General features: G+C 71.4%; 17 protein-coding genes. 3 read left to right on the top strand and 14 right to left on the bottom strand.

Annotated features, from left to right (window positions below; translation table 11 throughout):
- The first annotated feature begins 3 nt into the window (after nt 1-3).
- Together DEJ34_RS01810 and DEJ34_RS01805 are read left to right on the top strand one after the other, a co-directional pair.
- The gene (locus DEJ34_RS01810; protein ID WP_110823171.1) at nt 4-318 is read left to right on the top strand and encodes a DMT family transporter; all 315 of its coding nucleotides are present in this window, start codon (nt 4-6) and stop codon (nt 316-318) included.
- Nucleotides 318-704: a DMT family transporter gene (locus DEJ34_RS01805; RefSeq protein ID WP_110890626.1), complete on the top strand. Its 387-nt coding sequence runs from the start codon at nt 318-320 to the stop codon at nt 702-704. The genes DEJ34_RS01810 and DEJ34_RS01805 overlap by 1 nt, the downstream gene beginning before the upstream one ends.
- A gap of 104 nt (nt 705-808) precedes the next feature.
- Here DEJ34_RS01805 and DEJ34_RS01800 read toward each other — a convergent pair whose 3' ends face one another.
- Nucleotides 809-1,948, bottom strand: coding sequence for a CE1758 family FMN-dependent luciferase-like monooxygenase (locus DEJ34_RS01800; protein WP_110823167.1), 1,140 nt, complete (start codon nt 1,946-1,948; stop codon nt 809-811).
- A 180-nt stretch (nt 1,949-2,128) separates the two neighbouring features.
- On the bottom strand, nt 2,129-3,040 hold the full coding sequence (locus tag DEJ34_RS01795) for a phosphatase PAP2 family protein (RefSeq protein ID WP_181420404.1): 912 nt from the start codon (nt 3,038-3,040) through the stop codon (nt 2,129-2,131).
- Between the two features lie 247 nt (nt 3,041-3,287).
- Between DEJ34_RS01795 and DEJ34_RS01790 the strand changes: the two genes are divergently transcribed.
- Entirely contained in the window at nt 3,288-3,734 is a 447-nt protein-coding gene (locus tag DEJ34_RS01790; protein ID WP_146234198.1) for a DUF4383 domain-containing protein, read from the top strand.
- A gap of 54 nt (nt 3,735-3,788) precedes the next feature.
- Here the strand turns inward: DEJ34_RS01790 and DEJ34_RS01785 are convergent, their stop codons facing one another.
- The 12 genes from DEJ34_RS01785 to DEJ34_RS01730 all read right to left on the bottom strand — a co-directional run bounded on the left by DEJ34_RS01785 (nt 3,789) and on the right by DEJ34_RS01730 (nt 14,192).
- Nucleotides 3,789-5,111, bottom strand: coding sequence for an ATP-dependent DNA helicase (locus tag DEJ34_RS01785; RefSeq protein ID WP_110823161.1), 1,323 nt, complete (start codon nt 5,109-5,111; stop codon nt 3,789-3,791).
- The gene (locus DEJ34_RS01780) at nt 5,108-7,072 is read right to left on the bottom strand and encodes a bifunctional copper resistance protein CopD/cytochrome c oxidase assembly protein (protein WP_110901986.1); all 1,965 of its coding nucleotides are present in this window, start codon (nt 7,070-7,072) and stop codon (nt 5,108-5,110) included. Before DEJ34_RS01780 ends, DEJ34_RS01785 begins: the two co-directional genes overlap by 4 nt.
- 110 nt (nt 7,073-7,182) lie before the next feature.
- The gene (locus DEJ34_RS01775; protein ID WP_110823157.1) at nt 7,183-7,470 is read right to left on the bottom strand and encodes an HU family DNA-binding protein; all 288 of its coding nucleotides are present in this window, start codon (nt 7,468-7,470) and stop codon (nt 7,183-7,185) included.
- 301 nt (nt 7,471-7,771) lie between these two features.
- Complete coding sequence (gene rpsN, locus DEJ34_RS01770) at nt 7,772-8,077, bottom strand: 30S ribosomal protein S14 (protein WP_110823155.1); 306 nt, start codon at nt 8,075-8,077, stop codon at nt 7,772-7,774.
- A gap of 3 nt (nt 8,078-8,080) precedes the next feature.
- Nucleotides 8,081-8,251, bottom strand: coding sequence for a 50S ribosomal protein L33 (gene rpmG, locus DEJ34_RS01765; protein ID WP_110823153.1), 171 nt, complete (start codon nt 8,249-8,251; stop codon nt 8,081-8,083).
- A complete protein-coding gene (rpmB, locus tag DEJ34_RS01760) occupies nt 8,251-8,487 on the bottom strand; it encodes a 50S ribosomal protein L28 (protein WP_110823151.1) in 237 nt (78 codons plus the stop codon). Before rpmB ends, rpmG begins: the two co-directional genes overlap by 1 nt.
- A 341-nt stretch (nt 8,488-8,828) precedes the next feature.
- A complete protein-coding gene (locus DEJ34_RS01755; RefSeq protein ID WP_110911205.1) occupies nt 8,829-10,277 on the bottom strand; it encodes a lipase maturation factor family protein in 1,449 nt (482 codons plus the stop codon).
- A gap of 74 nt (nt 10,278-10,351) precedes the next feature.
- Complete coding sequence (locus tag DEJ34_RS01750) at nt 10,352-11,038, bottom strand: alpha/beta fold hydrolase (protein ID WP_110911225.1); 687 nt, start codon at nt 11,036-11,038, stop codon at nt 10,352-10,354.
- Between the two features lie 10 nt (nt 11,039-11,048).
- The gene (locus DEJ34_RS01745) at nt 11,049-11,471 is read right to left on the bottom strand and encodes a Fur family transcriptional regulator (RefSeq protein ID WP_110823147.1); all 423 of its coding nucleotides are present in this window, start codon (nt 11,469-11,471) and stop codon (nt 11,049-11,051) included.
- Nucleotides 11,468-12,388: a metal ABC transporter permease gene (locus tag DEJ34_RS01740; protein WP_110901988.1), complete on the bottom strand. Its 921-nt coding sequence runs from the start codon at nt 12,386-12,388 to the stop codon at nt 11,468-11,470. The genes DEJ34_RS01745 and DEJ34_RS01740 overlap by 4 nt, the downstream gene beginning before the upstream one ends.
- Nucleotides 12,388-13,281 (bottom strand): metal ABC transporter ATP-binding protein, encoded by an 894-nt coding sequence (locus tag DEJ34_RS01735; RefSeq protein WP_110911206.1) that lies wholly within the window; start codon nt 13,279-13,281, stop codon nt 12,388-12,390. Before DEJ34_RS01735 ends, DEJ34_RS01740 begins: the two co-directional genes overlap by 1 nt.
- On the bottom strand, nt 13,278-14,192 hold the full coding sequence (locus tag DEJ34_RS01730; RefSeq protein WP_110901884.1) for a metal ABC transporter solute-binding protein, Zn/Mn family: 915 nt from the start codon (nt 14,190-14,192) through the stop codon (nt 13,278-13,280). Before DEJ34_RS01730 ends, DEJ34_RS01735 begins: the two co-directional genes overlap by 4 nt.
- Nucleotides 14,193-14,302: the final 110 nt, after the last annotated feature.

Here is a 14,302-nt window from a genome sequence, read left to right as displayed (position 1 = left end):
CACATGGCGTGGGTCGTCCTGGTGCTGTCGGGCGTGCTCGAGGCCGTCTGGGCCACCGCGCTCGGCGCGTCGAACGGGTTCAAGCGGGTGGTGCCGACGATCGTCTTCGTCGCCGGCATGGCCCTGAGCATGGTCGGGCTCGCGTTCGCCATGAAGGAGATCCCGGTCGGCACCGCCTACGCCGTCTGGGTCGGCATCGGGGCGTCGCTGACCGTCCTCGTCGCGATCGCCCGTCGGCAGGAGGCCGCGTCCGTCGCCCGGATCGCGCTCGTCCTCGGCCTGGTCGCGTGCGTCGTCGGACTCAAGGTCGTGAGCTGATGGCCTGGGTCGTCCTGTTCGTCAGCGCCGCGTTCGAGACCGTCTGGGCCACCGCCCTCGGCGAGAGCGACGGGTTCACCCGGCTCGGCCCGACGCTCGTCTTCGCGGTCACGATCGTCCTGAGCCTGGGTGCCTTCGGGTACGTGCTCCGGCACATCCCGATCAGCACCGCATACGCGGTGTGGACCGGCACCGGCGCGGCCCTCACCGTCCTGTGGGGCATGGCGACCGGCGCCGAACCGGTCACCGTCCTGCGCGTGGTCTTCATCGCGGGCATCGTCGGCTGCGTCGTGGGCCTCAAGCTCGTGCCCGCGCGTCCGGCCCCGCCGCGCGGCTCGGCTCGGCGGACGGCGCGGCCGGAGCGGGCGGCGGACACCACCCGCTGAGCCGCGGCAGGGCCGTGGCGCCGTCCGCGCGAGCACACGACGGACGGGAGGCCCGGTGCCAGCTGACACCGGGCCTCCCGGCCGTCAGGTCGTCCCCGGACCGATCAGACCGAGGCGCCGGTCCACTCGTCGAGCGCTGCGACGTGATCGGCACCGGCGGTTCCGGCCGCCTGGGCGGCCGCCACCCGCTCGAGGTGCGTCGGCGGGTTCGCCGGCACGTGCTCGGGGCGGTCGGCCTCGTTGATGCGGCGGAGCTCCGGGACGATGTCCTCGGCCAGGATGTCGATCTGCTCGAGCACCGTCTTGAGCGGCAGGCCCGCGTGGTCGATCAGGAAGAGCTGGCGCTGGTAGTGCCCGACGTGGTCCTTCATGGTCGCGTACCGATCGATGACCTGCTGCGGCGAGCCGACGGTGAGCGGCGTCTGCGCGGTGAAGTCCTCCATCGAGGGGCCGTGGCCGTACACCGGGGCGTTGTCGAAGTAGGGACGGAACTCGTCCCAGGCGTCCTGCGAGTTCTTCCGGGCGAAGAACTGCCCGCCGAGGCCGACGATCGCCTGGTCCGCGCGCCCGTGACCGTGGTGCTCGTAGCGCTGGCGGTACAGCCCGACCATCTGCTCGGTGTGCTGGATGGGCCAGAAGATGTTGTTGTGGAAGAAACCGTCGCCGTAGTAGGCGGCCTGCTCGGCGATCTCCGGGGTGCGGATCGACCCGTGCCAGACGAAGGGCGCCACGCCGTCGAGCGGACGCGGCGTCGAGGTGAAGCCCTGCAGCGGTGTGCGGAACTGCCCCTGCCAGTCGACGACCTCGTTCTCCCAGAGCTGGCGGATGAGCGCGTAGTTCTCGACCGCCAGGTTGAGGCCCTGCCGGATGTCCTTGCCGAACCAGGGGTAGACGGGGCCGGTGTTGCCGCGGCCCATCATGAGGTCCATGCGGCCGTCGGAGATGACCTGGAGCATCGCGTACTCCTCGGCGATCCGCACCGGGTCGTTCGTCGTCACGAGCGTGGTCGACGTCGAGAGGGTGATGTCCTTCGTGACGCCGGCGAGGTAGCCGAGCATCGTCGTGGGGCTCGACGCGACGAACGGCGGGTTGTGGTGCTCGCCGGTCGCGAAGACGTCGAGACCGGCCTGGTCCGCGTGCTGCGCGATGGTCAGGATGTCCCGGACGCGCTGGGTGTCGTCCGGCGTGGTTCCCGTGGTGGGGTCGGTCGTGACGTCACTGACCGTGAAGATCCCGAACTGCATGATGCGCCGCCTCCGTCGTGTGCTGGCTTCCGTACCGTTCTATGCGTTTGCATCGAACTGATGGGTACAACGTAGCGCACGTCACGGCATTCCCGCCAGGCGCGGGCGGGCGTTCCCGCCAGGCGCGGGCGGGCATCCCCGCCAGGCGCGGGCGGCGACGGCCAGGAGGCACCGGTCGCGTCAGACGCGGACGGCCGGCCCGTCCGGACGGGTCGTGCGCGGCACGGTGTGCATCCCGTCCGCCAGCCACACCGCGGTGATGACGGCGAGGACACCCGCCGACGAGGCCATGCGCCCGGCGAGGAGCATCGCCCCGTGGTCGCCACCGGTCGTCCCCACGAGCAGGGCGACCACCCCGACGAGGACCGTCGCGGCGACCGCGAGCAGCAGCACGACCGTGACGACCCGGCGCGGGCCGCGATGCCCGTCACGGTCCCCCCGCGTGCCCCGGTCGACGGCCGGCCCGACCGCCCGGACGAGACCGAGCCAGAACAGGGCGACCGCACACGCACCGATGATGTCGCTCACCCGGTGCCAGCCGTACACCACCGTCTGGTTCGCCACGAAGACGGCGTACACCGCTCCGACGACCAGGACCACCGGCCGGAGACGTCGCGGCGTGACCATGAGCACGGCGAAGAGCGCGGCGAGGGCGATGGTCGCGTGCCCGGACGGGAACGAGTTGGGCGTGGGTGACTGGGCGATCTCCGGGCGCTCGGCGATACGCTTGAGCAACGTCGAGGTGGCCGCGGACGCGAGCACCACGAAGCCCGCTCCGAGCCCCACGGCGAGCCGCCTGCGTGCGAACGCGACGGCGGCGATCACGACGACCAACAGCAGGATCACCGGGACCGAGATGACGTTGAGGGCGGTGTCCGACCCGAACAGGTCGGACTCGCGGACACCGCCGAGTGCGGCGTCCTCGATCCGCTGCCCCGTCGGCGTCAACACCGCGACCGCGTAGACGGAAGGCACGATCACGAACCCCAGAGCCGCGAGCAGCGCCCACCGGAACCTCCGGGACACGCTCGGTCCACGTCCGTCGTCGCGGGACTCCGGCGCGGTGCGCTCGGGGGTCCGGATCACGGGCATCGTCCTCCTCGGAGTCATCGTCGTCGGTCTCGCCGTCCGCCTGCTGGGCGGGAAGCGATTCGGTCGGTCGGGGTCCGACACGATACCGTTGCAGCGCCCGTCGGGAGCTGGGAGCACCGGCCTCCGGAGCGGGGCCACGGCCCTCCTGCGACAGGTGTCCGGACAGCACGCCTCCGGACAGCGTGACACAGGTCGCGGTGGCGGGCAGCCGGACAGCGCGATCGTCGCGCAGGAAGAGGAGACCGAAGTGGCCATCAAGGAACCGGGCATCACCGCCTCGCCGAACCGCGCACTGGCGATGACCGCCGGCACGTTGTTCGCGATCTGGGGCTTCCTGGGCTTCTTCTTCGCCCAGGACAACGGTGGACAGTTCTTCAGCCGCGAGGGTGGGTTCCTCTGGAACTCCTTCATGCTGAACCCCGCGCTGTGCGCGATCTGGGCGCTCCTGGCCGCCGCGTTCTTCATCGTGGGCCTCGGCAACACGGTCGGGTCCCGTGCGGTGAACCTGGTCATCGGTGTCGTGCTGCTCGTGCTCGCCGTCTACGGCTTCGTGTTCTCGGCCACCTCGGCGAACGTCCTCGCGCTGAACACGACGGACAACGTCTTCCACGCGATCGTCGGCGTCGTCCTGGTCCTCACCGCGCTGGGTGCCGACAAGGAGAACCTCCGCGCGCTGCGTGCGGCCCGCGCCTGACCCGCACCTCCACGACGACGCCCGTCTGCCGATCCGGCAGGCGGGCGTCGTCGTTCAGGAGGCGTCGGACTCCGGCGTCCCGGCGGGCTTCGGCGCCTCGAGCTGGGTCGCGACGACGCGGGGTGACTCGGACATGAACCGCCGCACGTCCAGGTCGACGATGATGTCCGCCGGGCGGAGGGGGCGCGTCAGGTACAGCCCGTCGAGTGACGTCAACCGCGACAGCGCCACGTAGGTCTGGCCCGCGCTGAACACCCGGTTGCCGAGGTCCACCACCGCACGGTCGTAGGTGCTGCCCTGCGACTTGTGGATCGTGACCGCCCAGGCGAGCCGGAGGGGGAACTGCTGGAACTCCCCCACGGTGTCCTTCTTCAGTTCCTTCTTGTCCGGGTCGTAGGAGTACTTGAACTTCTCCCACACCGAGGGCTGCACCTCGAAGTCCTCGCCGTCGACGCTGACCCAGACCGTGTCCCGGATGCTCCGCACGATGCCGAGCGTGCCGTTCACCCAGCGCTGGTCCGGGTCGTTCCGGAGGAACATGACGTGCGCGCCCGGCTTGAGTTCGAGCGCTTCGTCCGCGGGGAAGTTCCGCCCGCCGAAGTCGCCGTTGACGTCGGCCCTGGCGGTCTTCAGCTTGCCGGGCAGCCGTTCGAGAGCGGCCTTGTTGATCCGCGCCACGGTGTCGTTCCGCGTGGCGAGGGTGATGGCGTCGTCCGGGGCCGGACGGGCGCCGGCGGCGTTGAGCTGCCCCGCGACGTCGGCGGTGACGCGGCCGTGGCGGACGGCCGTGAGCATGGCGGCGAAGGCGTCGTCGCGCTGGCGGTGCACCGTCGCGAGCTCGATGATGTGCAGTTCGGCCTCGAGCCACACCTTCGCGTCGAAGAACCACATCGACCGGTAGTGGTCGGTGAAGTAGGCGCGCTCGTCGCCGTCGCCGGGCACCGGCGGCAGCTGGTACGGGTCGCCGAACATGACGACCTGCACGCCGCCGAACGCCTCGGACTGGCGTCCGCGGGCCTTGCGCAACGACCGGTCCATGGCGTCGAGCAGGTCCGCGTTCACCATCGAGACCTCGTCGATGACCAGGGTGTCGATGGTGTTGAGGAGCTTGCGGGTGTCGGGCCCCTGCCGCAGCTCGGCGTCGGCGATCAGGCCGATCGGCAGGCGGAACAGCGAGTGGATGGTCTGTCCGCCGACGTTCAGCGCAGCGACCCCGGTGGGCGCGCAGATCACGACCTGCTTCTCGGTGTTCCACGACAGGTGGTTGAGCAGCGTCGACTTGCCGGTGCCGGCGCGGCCGGTGATGAAGACGTGGTCGCGGGTCGACTCGATGTACTCGAAGACGGCGCGCTGCTCCGCGGAGAGCTCGACGCTCACGGAGCGCTCGACCCGCTCGGGACCGGTGCCACGGTCGGGAGGCCCGTGTCCGGTCCCGCCAGGGCGTCCCCGCCGGCCTGCTGCGTGCGGCGGAGGCGCACGAGTCCGACCACCACCACGGCCACCACCACGAGCACCCCGGCGACGATGAGCACGGCACCGCCCCGCGCCTGGTCGACGAGCGGGTCCGGTCCCCAGGTCCGGCCCATCGCCCCGAACCAGGACGCCTGCAGCAGCCCGAGCGGCCCCTGCATGGCGATCCCGAGCGACACCGTGCCCGCGGCGACCACGACGGCTCCGGCGCCGCGCACCAGGAACGCCGCGGTCGACGGACGGCGGGCACCGATGGCGACCGGCGTGAGGAGCGTGGGCAGCGCGAGGAGGCCGACGACCAGGAACACGAGGTCCACGACGGTGCGGCCCGTCGCGTCGCTGACGGACCAGCGGAGCACGTCGGTGGCGTAGAGGCCCCACCAGATGCCGGCGAGCAGCACGAACGCCGGGAACGGCTGGACGAGGTAGCGGACGACGGCGTTGTCGACGAGGACGGTGGTCCACTCGCGGACGCCGGCGCTGTCGTCCTCCCGCGGCAGCACGGCCGCACGGATGAGCTCAACGGGCGCTGCCGCCCAGACGAGCGCGGGCACGACGAGGCCGAGCAGCACGTGGGCGCCGACGTTCGCGGAGACCAGGAAGCGGTCGTAGGTGTGGAGCGCACCGGAGGTCGCGACGACGAGTGCCACGATCGCGATGCCGGCGGCGACGGACCGGCGGACGGGCCAGGCGCGGCCCTGCCGGCGCAGGCGGACGACCCCGGCGGCGTACGCGGCGACGAGCAGCACCGCTGCCATGAGCCAGAAGAGGTCGACGTTCCAGTTCGTCAGCCACCCCCACGTGCCGGGTGCGGCCGGGAGCGGGTCGTCGGTCAGGATCTCGGCCGGGGTCGGGTCGCTGGTCTTGCTCAGTGCGAGCTGCCCGGCCGGGGTCGCGGTCCGGCCCAGGGCGGCGGCGAACCCGGACGCGACCCCCATCACGGCGAGCTCGACGACCACGAGCGTCCAGAACGGCCGGACGCGCGTCGGGCTGGTCGTGAGCGACGCGATCGCCCGGCGACGGTGCACCGCCCCGATGACCCCCATCGCGACGATGGCGCCCACCTTGACGAGCACCAGGACGCCGTACGGGCTGCCGAGTTCGTCGAACGCCCCGATCCGGATCTGGGCGGAGACGACACCCGAGACGGCGACGAGCACGAAGCACCCGAGGGCGACGCTGGAGTACCGACCGACCACGGCGGCCAGGCGCGCGCCGGGCAGGACGTCGCGGACGAGCACGAGCATGACGAGTCCGCCGACCCAGAGCGCTGCCCCGACGAGGTGCAGGCCGAGCGCGGTGACCGCTGCGTCGTGGCTCGCGGTACCGGCTGCGTGGCCCTGCTGCGTGAGCGGGACGAGGCCGATCAGCGAGACGGCCGTGGTGAGCGCGACCATCCCCCGGGACCGCACCGCGAAGCACAGCACCGTGACGACCGCCGCGACGAGCACGGTGGTCAGCCAGGCGAGCCCGAGGTCGGTGCCCGTGAGGAACACGCCCATCGACTGCCCGAAGCCGGCGTCGAGGCTGACGGCCCCGCCCGCGACGCTGAGGTAGGTGAAGAACGTGGTGACGGCCGCGGTGACGGTCCAGACACCGGCTGCCCCGGCGGCGACGTCGATCGCGCGGTCCCACTCAGGCGCGGTGCGGGACAGGCCGATCGTGGCGAGCGCGAGTCCGCCGATGGTCGCGGCCGCCGAGAGGTCGACCAGCATGCGCGCGAGCGGCAGTCCGAAGCGGACGACGGCGCCGGGGTCGGCGATGAGCGCGGCATCGGCTCCACCACCGACGACGAGCGCCACGAGCAGGGACACGAACGCCACGAGCAACAGGACGCCGGGGCCGGCGATGCGCGCGATGCGGTTCACCCGTCAAGCCTAGGCGCTGCCCCGGGCACGCCGACGACCACGCCGGCCTGCTGTGGGAACGACGGAAGGGACGGCGCGGACGCCGTCCCTTCCGTGGAGCTTGCGGGGTCTTACTTGACCGACGCCTTGAGCTTGCTGCCGGCGCTGACCTTGACCGAGTCGCTCGCGGCGATCTCGATGGCCTCACCCGTCTGCGGGTTGCGACCGGTGCGCGCGGCGCGGTGGGTCTTCTCGAAGGCGATCCAGCCCGGGATCGTGACCTTGGTGTCGTCCGCGACGGACTTGCCGACGACGGCGAAGAGCGCGTCGACGACGCCGTTGACGGTGGCCTGGCTCTGGCCGGACTCGGCGGCGACGGCAGCGACGAGCTCGGTGCGGTTCAGTGACTTGTCAGCCATTGGATGTCCTCCTCGGACTTCTTGCGTATGGGTCGGACGCGGACGCCCGGATGCCCGGGACGGTTGTCCCGTGCTGCAGGCCCGGCGGGCCGAGGGCCCGTGGAACCGGTGATGAACCTACCAGCCGGTCCCGGGGTTTCCCGTCGACTCGCCCGGTTTTCCGGGCCTGCCGAGCAACGGGAGAGGCTGGTGGGGCCGATGTGACGACCGACGCGCCCTCCGGCGCGCTCGGTGGACGCCAGGCGGACGACGACGCCCCCACGACCTCGGGAGGTCGTGGGGGCGTCGGTGGTGCTGGTGCTTACCAGGAGCTCTTCGTGATGCCCGGCAGTTCGCCACGGTGGGCCATGTCGCGGAAGCGGACACGGCTGATGCCGAACTCACCGAGGTGGCCACGGGGGCGGCCGTCGATGGCGTCGCGGTTGCGGTAGCGGACCGGCGACGCGTCGCGCGGCAGCTTCTGCAGGCCGACGCGGGCGGCCTCGCGGGACTCGTCGGTGCCGTTCGGGTCCACGAGGGCCTTCTTCAGCTCGAGGCGACGCTCGGCGTAGCGCTCGATGATGACGGCGCGCTGGTTGTTCTTCGCGATCTTGCTCTTCTTCGCCATGACTCAGCGCTCCTCACGGAAGTCGACGTGCTTGCGGATGACCGGGTCGTACTTCTTCAGCACGAGACGGTCGGGGTTGTTCCGGCGGTTCTTCTTCGTCACGTACGTGAACCCGGTACCCGCGGTGGAACGGAGCTTGATGATCGGACGGATGTCCTGACCGCGCTTCGCCATCAGATCTTCTCCCCACGGGCGAGGATGCCCGCCACGACGGACTCGATGCCACGAGCGTCGATCACCTTGATGCCCTTGGCGCTGACGTTGAGCGTCACGTTACGACGCAGCGACGGCACGTAGTAGGTCTTCTTCTGCACGTTCGGGTCGAAGCGACGCTTCGTCCGGCGGTGCGAGTGCGAGATGGCGTGTCCGAAGCCGGGAACGGCGCCGGTCACCTGGCACACTGCAGCCATGGTTTCCTCCTGATGTTCACCGTGCAGCCGATCGGCTGCACCCAAGGTCACTTGCCTGGCGCGCACGCGCTGCACCACCGGAGGTGGCTGAGCGAGGGGGGTGTGCGCACCGCCCAGACCGGCGGTCGGCCACCGTCGACCGCTGAACCCGGGGGTTCAGTCAGGCCTGGAGGCTCGGATCCGGTACCACGCGACCGCGGCGTTCGCGACGGTCGGAGGGCAGAACAACGGGTGCTCCGCGCAGGCGCGGAGAACCAGCCGCCCACGTTACGCGACCGCCGGGCGCGTCGCAAGCCGCGCCTCCCGTCCGTGCCCGCCGGGTCGCACCGGCGGCGGGTACCTCAGCGCCGCAGACCGGACGGCGGCAGGAGCAGTCCGCGTTCCTGTCGGATCCAGTGGAGACCGGTCGCCCGCCGCTCCGCCCTGGTCGCGAAGCGGTACCGGAAGACCCGCGCCCGCACCCACCTCGGCCGCTGCCCGTCGAACGGGTCGTGTCGGAGCAGCCGGAGCGTCGGCCGGTCGGCCTCGAGCAGTCGCAGGACGAACACCCGGAACCACCCGTCGTCCGCTCCGAGCGCCAGGAACCACATGAGCCAGTCGAGCCGCAGGTGGTACGGCGCGAACTGGGCCGGACGCCGCCCCGGGTCACCGGGCTTCCCCTTGAACTCGTAGGGGGACCAGTCGTCCTCGTCCGGGTCCTCCGCCAGGGTCCCCTCGACGATGACCTCGTCCCGCTCCTGCGTCACGCTGCCGAATGCACCGTAGGCGTTGGCGAGGTGCCACCGGTTGAAGGAGGCGTTCATGAGCTGCCGCCGCGACACCAGGTTCTTCGCCGAGGGCCAGGACAGCACGAGCAGCAGCAGGCCGACCACGACCGTCAGCCCCACGAACCACGCCGGGGTCGCGGTCGGTCCGGTCTCCGCGATGCCCTGGAGGAACGGCAACACCGTCGCCACGGAACGGTCGTCGATCGCGGCGAACGTCAGCACCAGGGTGATCCAGTTGAGCCAGGCGAAGTTGCCCGTGACGACGAGCCACACCTGGGTGAGCAGCACGAGCGCCGCCGCGATCGAGGCGACCGGCTGCGGGGCGAAGAGCAGGAACGGGACGCCGAGCTGGACGACGTGACTGCCCAGGGTCTCCAGTCGGTGCACGGGACGGGGCAGCAGGTGGGCCGTCCGGGACATCGGGTTCGGCATCGGCTGTGTCTCGTGGTGGTAGTACAGCGCCGTCAGGTCGCGCCACGACCGGTCGCCGCGCATCTTGATCATCCCGGCGCCGAACTCGAGCCGGAACACCAGCCACCGGATCGCGACGAGGACGACGATCGGCGGCGCGACCTCGTCCGAACCGAGGAACGCGACGACGAACAACGACTCGAGCAGGAGTGACTCCCACCCGAACCCGTAGAAGGTCTGCCCGACGTCGGAGATCGACAGGTAGGCGAGCCAGAGCAGCAGGAAGCACAGGACCGGCACCCACGCCGGCCCCCGTTGCGGCAGCCCGACGACGATGCCGGCCGACAGGACGGCCCCGCCCCCGGCCAGGATCCGTAGACGCCGGTCGGTGTACCGCCACCACCGCCAGACGACGGGCAGGGTCTGCGCGTACCGCCGCTCCATGAACCGCGGGACCGGGAGCAGACCCCGCTCACCGAGGAGCGCCGGGAACTGCGCGACGGCGGACAGGAACGCCAGGCACGCGATCGCCGCCACCCCGCGCTGGAGCACGAAGCGGGCGACGTCGTAGTCCTCCGCGCCCGCCCAACTCGTCCACGTCTGCAGGTCCACGCGCCGGACGCTACGCGGGCGTCTCCGCGGGTGCGTCCTGGTCCGCGCGGTCCGGCCGTCCGGTGGCCGCCCGGCTAGACGCCGTCGGTCGGGCGCGGCGCCAGCGCCTGCACCATCAGCGCACCGAGCTCCCGCGGGACCGTGAGCATCGGCCAGTGCCCGGCGTGCAGCCCGACGATCTCGAGTTCCTCGGTCGCGACGAGTTCGGCGGCCCAGGCCTGGTGGTCGGCGACCATGCCGGCCAGCTCGTCCGCCGCGATCTCGCACGTGATGACCGTCGCCGGGATCCGGTGCCGGGCCGGGTCGGTGTAGTGGAACCGGTCGGAGGCCACCCGCGCGGGTTCGGCGACCGCCCGACGCTCGAGGTCCGCGCGGACCTCCGGCGTCACGTCGCGGACGGTCGCTGGTTCCCAGACGTCCCAGGGCGGCAGCGGGACCTGTCCGTCGACGACCGGCAGCTCGTCGTTGACGCACCCGCCCTCGGGGCCCGGGAAGGTGTCGACGTACACCAGGTGCCGCACCCGGCCGGGGCGTCGGTCGGCGGCCATGGCGGCGATCGGGCCCGCGCCCGAGTGGCCCACGAGCACGACGGGTTCCGGTGCGGCGTCGAGACGTCGGACGAGGTCGGCCACCTGGTCGTCGAGCGTCGCCCCGTTCCGGGTCACCGCGTCGACGCTGTGGCCGGCGGCCCGGAGGACCGGGACGACGTTGTCCCACGCGCTCGCGTCGAGCCAGAACCCGGGGACGAGGACGACGTGCATGTCCGGGAGACTACGCGCCACCACGGACAGCGGCACGGGCGGTGCAGACGTCGCACTCGCCGAAGACGTCGACCACGTGGCTGGCGTTCGAGAAGCCGTTCGCCGCGGCCGTCGCACGGGCCCACTCCTCCACCGGGTCGGCCTGGATCTCGACCGTCCGGCCGCACACCCGGCAGATGAGGTGGTGGTGGTGCTTGTCGGTCGTGCAGGCCCGGTACAGCGATTCGCCGTCCTGCTGCAGCGAGTCCGCGTCCCCGTCGTTCGCCAGGTCGGAGAGCGCCCGGTACACGGTCGCGAGGCCGATCGTCGACCCGCCGTCGCGCAGGTGCGCGTGCAGCGCCTGCGCGCTGACGAACCCCTCGGTCTCGGAGAGGGCGCCGCGGACCGCTTCGCGCTGCCAGGTGTTGCGTCGTGGCTTCTGCACGGCGTTCATGCTGTGACCCCTTCCTTCGTGGTGGCCGGGAGGCTCGTCCCGCCACCGGTCTGTTGCTCGCGGTCCGTCACCCGGTCGCGTCCCCGGCGTTCCCGCCGGGCGCCGATGACCCGACAGACGACCCAGATGAGGAACGAGATGGTCGTCACGTACGGGCTGATCGGCAGGCCGCCGCCCAGTGCCAGCAGGATGCCGCCGACCACCGACGTCACCGCGAACACGACGGAGAGCAGCGGGACCAGCACCGGGTTGACGGTCACCCGCAGGGCCGCGGCCGCCGGCGTGACGAGGAGCGAGAGCACGAGGAGCGCCCCGACGATCTGCACGGACACCGCCGTGGCCAGGCCGAGCACGAGCATGAACACGAGCCCGAGCGTGCGGACCGGGATCCCGGCGGCGGCTGCGACGTCCGGGTCGACGGACGAGAACATCAGCGGGCGCCAGATCACGACGAGGGTGATGACGACGACGGCCGAGATGAGCACGAGGAACCCGAGCTGCGGGTTGTCGACGGACACGATCTGGCCGGTGAGCAGGCCGAACTTGTTCGCCGCCCGGCCCTTGTACAGCGCCAGGCAGAGGATCCCGAGGCCGAGGCCGAACGGCATGAGCACCGCGATGATCGAGTTGCGGTCGCGGGCACGGCTGCCGAGCAGCCCGATGAGCAGCGCGGCGACGAGCGACCCCACCACGGAGCCGCTGACGACGTTGACGCCGAGCAGGAGGGACGCACTGGCACCGGCGAAGGACAGCTCGCTGATGCCGTGCACGGCGAAGGGCATGTTCCGGGCGACGACGAACGGCCCGATGAGCCCGCCGACGACACCGAGCACGGCGCCCGCGAGGATCGAGTTCCGCACGAGCACGAGCAGCTCGCCGTAGTCCTGGAACGAGAAGACGGTCGACCAGACGTCCATCAGAACCGCCCTTCGTCCGGGCCGACCCCGTGCGGGGCTGGTTCACAGTGGTGGTGGCCGACGCCCGCGGTGTCGTGCGCGTCGCTCGCGCCGACGATGACGATCCGGCCCATCGTGCGGACGACGTCGACGGGCGTGCCGTACAGGTCGCTGAGCACCTCGGCGCGGAGGACCTCGTCGGGAGCGCCGATCCGGAAGCGTCCGCCGGCGATGTAGAGCACCCGGTCGACGACGTCGAGGATGGGGTTGACGTCGTGGGTGACGAACAGCACCGCGGCGCCCTGCTGACGGCGCTGCCGGTCGATGAGCTCGGTGACACCGCGCTGGTGCCGGAGGTCGAGCGAGATGAGGGGCTCGTCGCACAGCAGGAGCGCGGGGTCGGCGGCGATCGCCTGGCCGACACGGGTGCGCTGCTGCTCGCCGCCGGACAGCTCGGCGACGGGTGCGTCGGCGAACTCGGTGGCACCGACCTCGTGGACGATCCGGTCGATGCGCTCGCGCTCGGCCTTCCGCTCGGGTCGGAGGCCCCAGCGGTGCCCGGTCACGCCCTGCGCGATCATGTCGCGGGCACGCAGGGGGGTGCCGGACTCCATGAGCCGCTGCTGCGGGATGTACCCGATCTTCCGGTGCCCACGGCGGACCGGTCGTCCGAGGAAGGCCATCGAGCCGCTCGTCAGACGCTGCTGGCCGAGCACGGTCCGGAGCAACGAGGTCTTGCCCGCACCGTTCGGCCCGAGGACCGCGACGAACTCACCCGGTGCCACGTGCAGGTCGAGGCCGTCCCAGAGCGCGCGGCTCCCGTACGACAGCCCGGCCTGGCGGAGCGCGAGCACAGCGGGACCGCCACTGCGCGCGGCAGTGGCGGTCCGGTTCGGCTCCTGGACCGTCGTCACTTCGTCAGTGCCGCCTGCACCGCGTCGATGTTCGCCTGCTGCCACGAGACGTAATCCTCCCCCTTCGGGAGCGTCTCCGTCACACCGACCACCGGGACACCGGCGTCCTCGGCGGCCTTCTGGACCTGTTCGGTCTCCGGGCTGGAGGTCTGCTCGTTGACGGCCAGGAGCTCCGCACCGCCGTCCGTGAAGAGCTTGAGCGTGTCGTTGAGCGCTGCCGGCGGGACGTCGTCGCCCTCCTCGATCGCCTCGGAGAAGTCGCCGGGGGTCACGTTGTCGAGGCCCATCGCGTCGAACAGGTAGCCCGGCACCGGCTCGGTGTAGGCGACCTTGTCCCCGTCGACCGTCCGCGCGATGTCGGCGGTCTGCGACTCGAGGTCCTGCAGCTTCTCGGTGAGTGCGTCGGCGTTCGTGGCGAACGTGCTCTTGTCCGCCCCGTCGAGGTCGCTGAGGCGCTTCGCGACCTCGTCGACGAGCTTCACCATGGCCGGGTAGCTGTAGAACACGTGCTCGTTGAACTCGTCGGAGCCGCCCGAGTCGAGCCCGGAGACGTCGACGGCGTTGATCATGTCGGCCTCCGTGTTCGACGACTTCGCGAGCGTCGTCATGAAGTCGTCGTAGCCGCCGCCGTTCTCGATGAGCAGGTCGGCCTTGGACACGGCGAGCTGCGTCTTCGCGCTCGACTCGAACGAGTGCGGGTCCTGGGACGGGTCCTCGAGGATGCTCGTCACGTCGACGTGGTCGCCGCCGATCGTCTCGACGATCGAGCCGTAGACGTTCGTCGAGGCGACGACGCGGATCGTGCCGTCGCTGCTGTCGTCGGAGGGCGTGGAGGAGGTGGCGCAGCCGGTCAGGGCGAGCGCGGCGGCGCCGACGACGAGCGGCAGGGCGAGGAGGCGGCGGGAGTGCATGGGGAGGACGCTAGCGCCAGGTGATAACGATTGTCAAAAGCGCGAGCACCGGGCAGTCCTCGGACCGACGGGAGGCCCGTCACCAGCTGGTGACGGGCCTCCCGGTGGGC

Source organism: Curtobacterium sp. MCPF17_050 (genome assembly GCF_003224435.2).
Lineage (GTDB): Bacteria > Actinomycetota > Actinomycetes > Actinomycetales > Microbacteriaceae > Curtobacterium.
The sequence above is the reverse complement of the archived record's forward strand: the minus strand, read 5'-3'. Positions and strand labels throughout refer to the sequence as shown.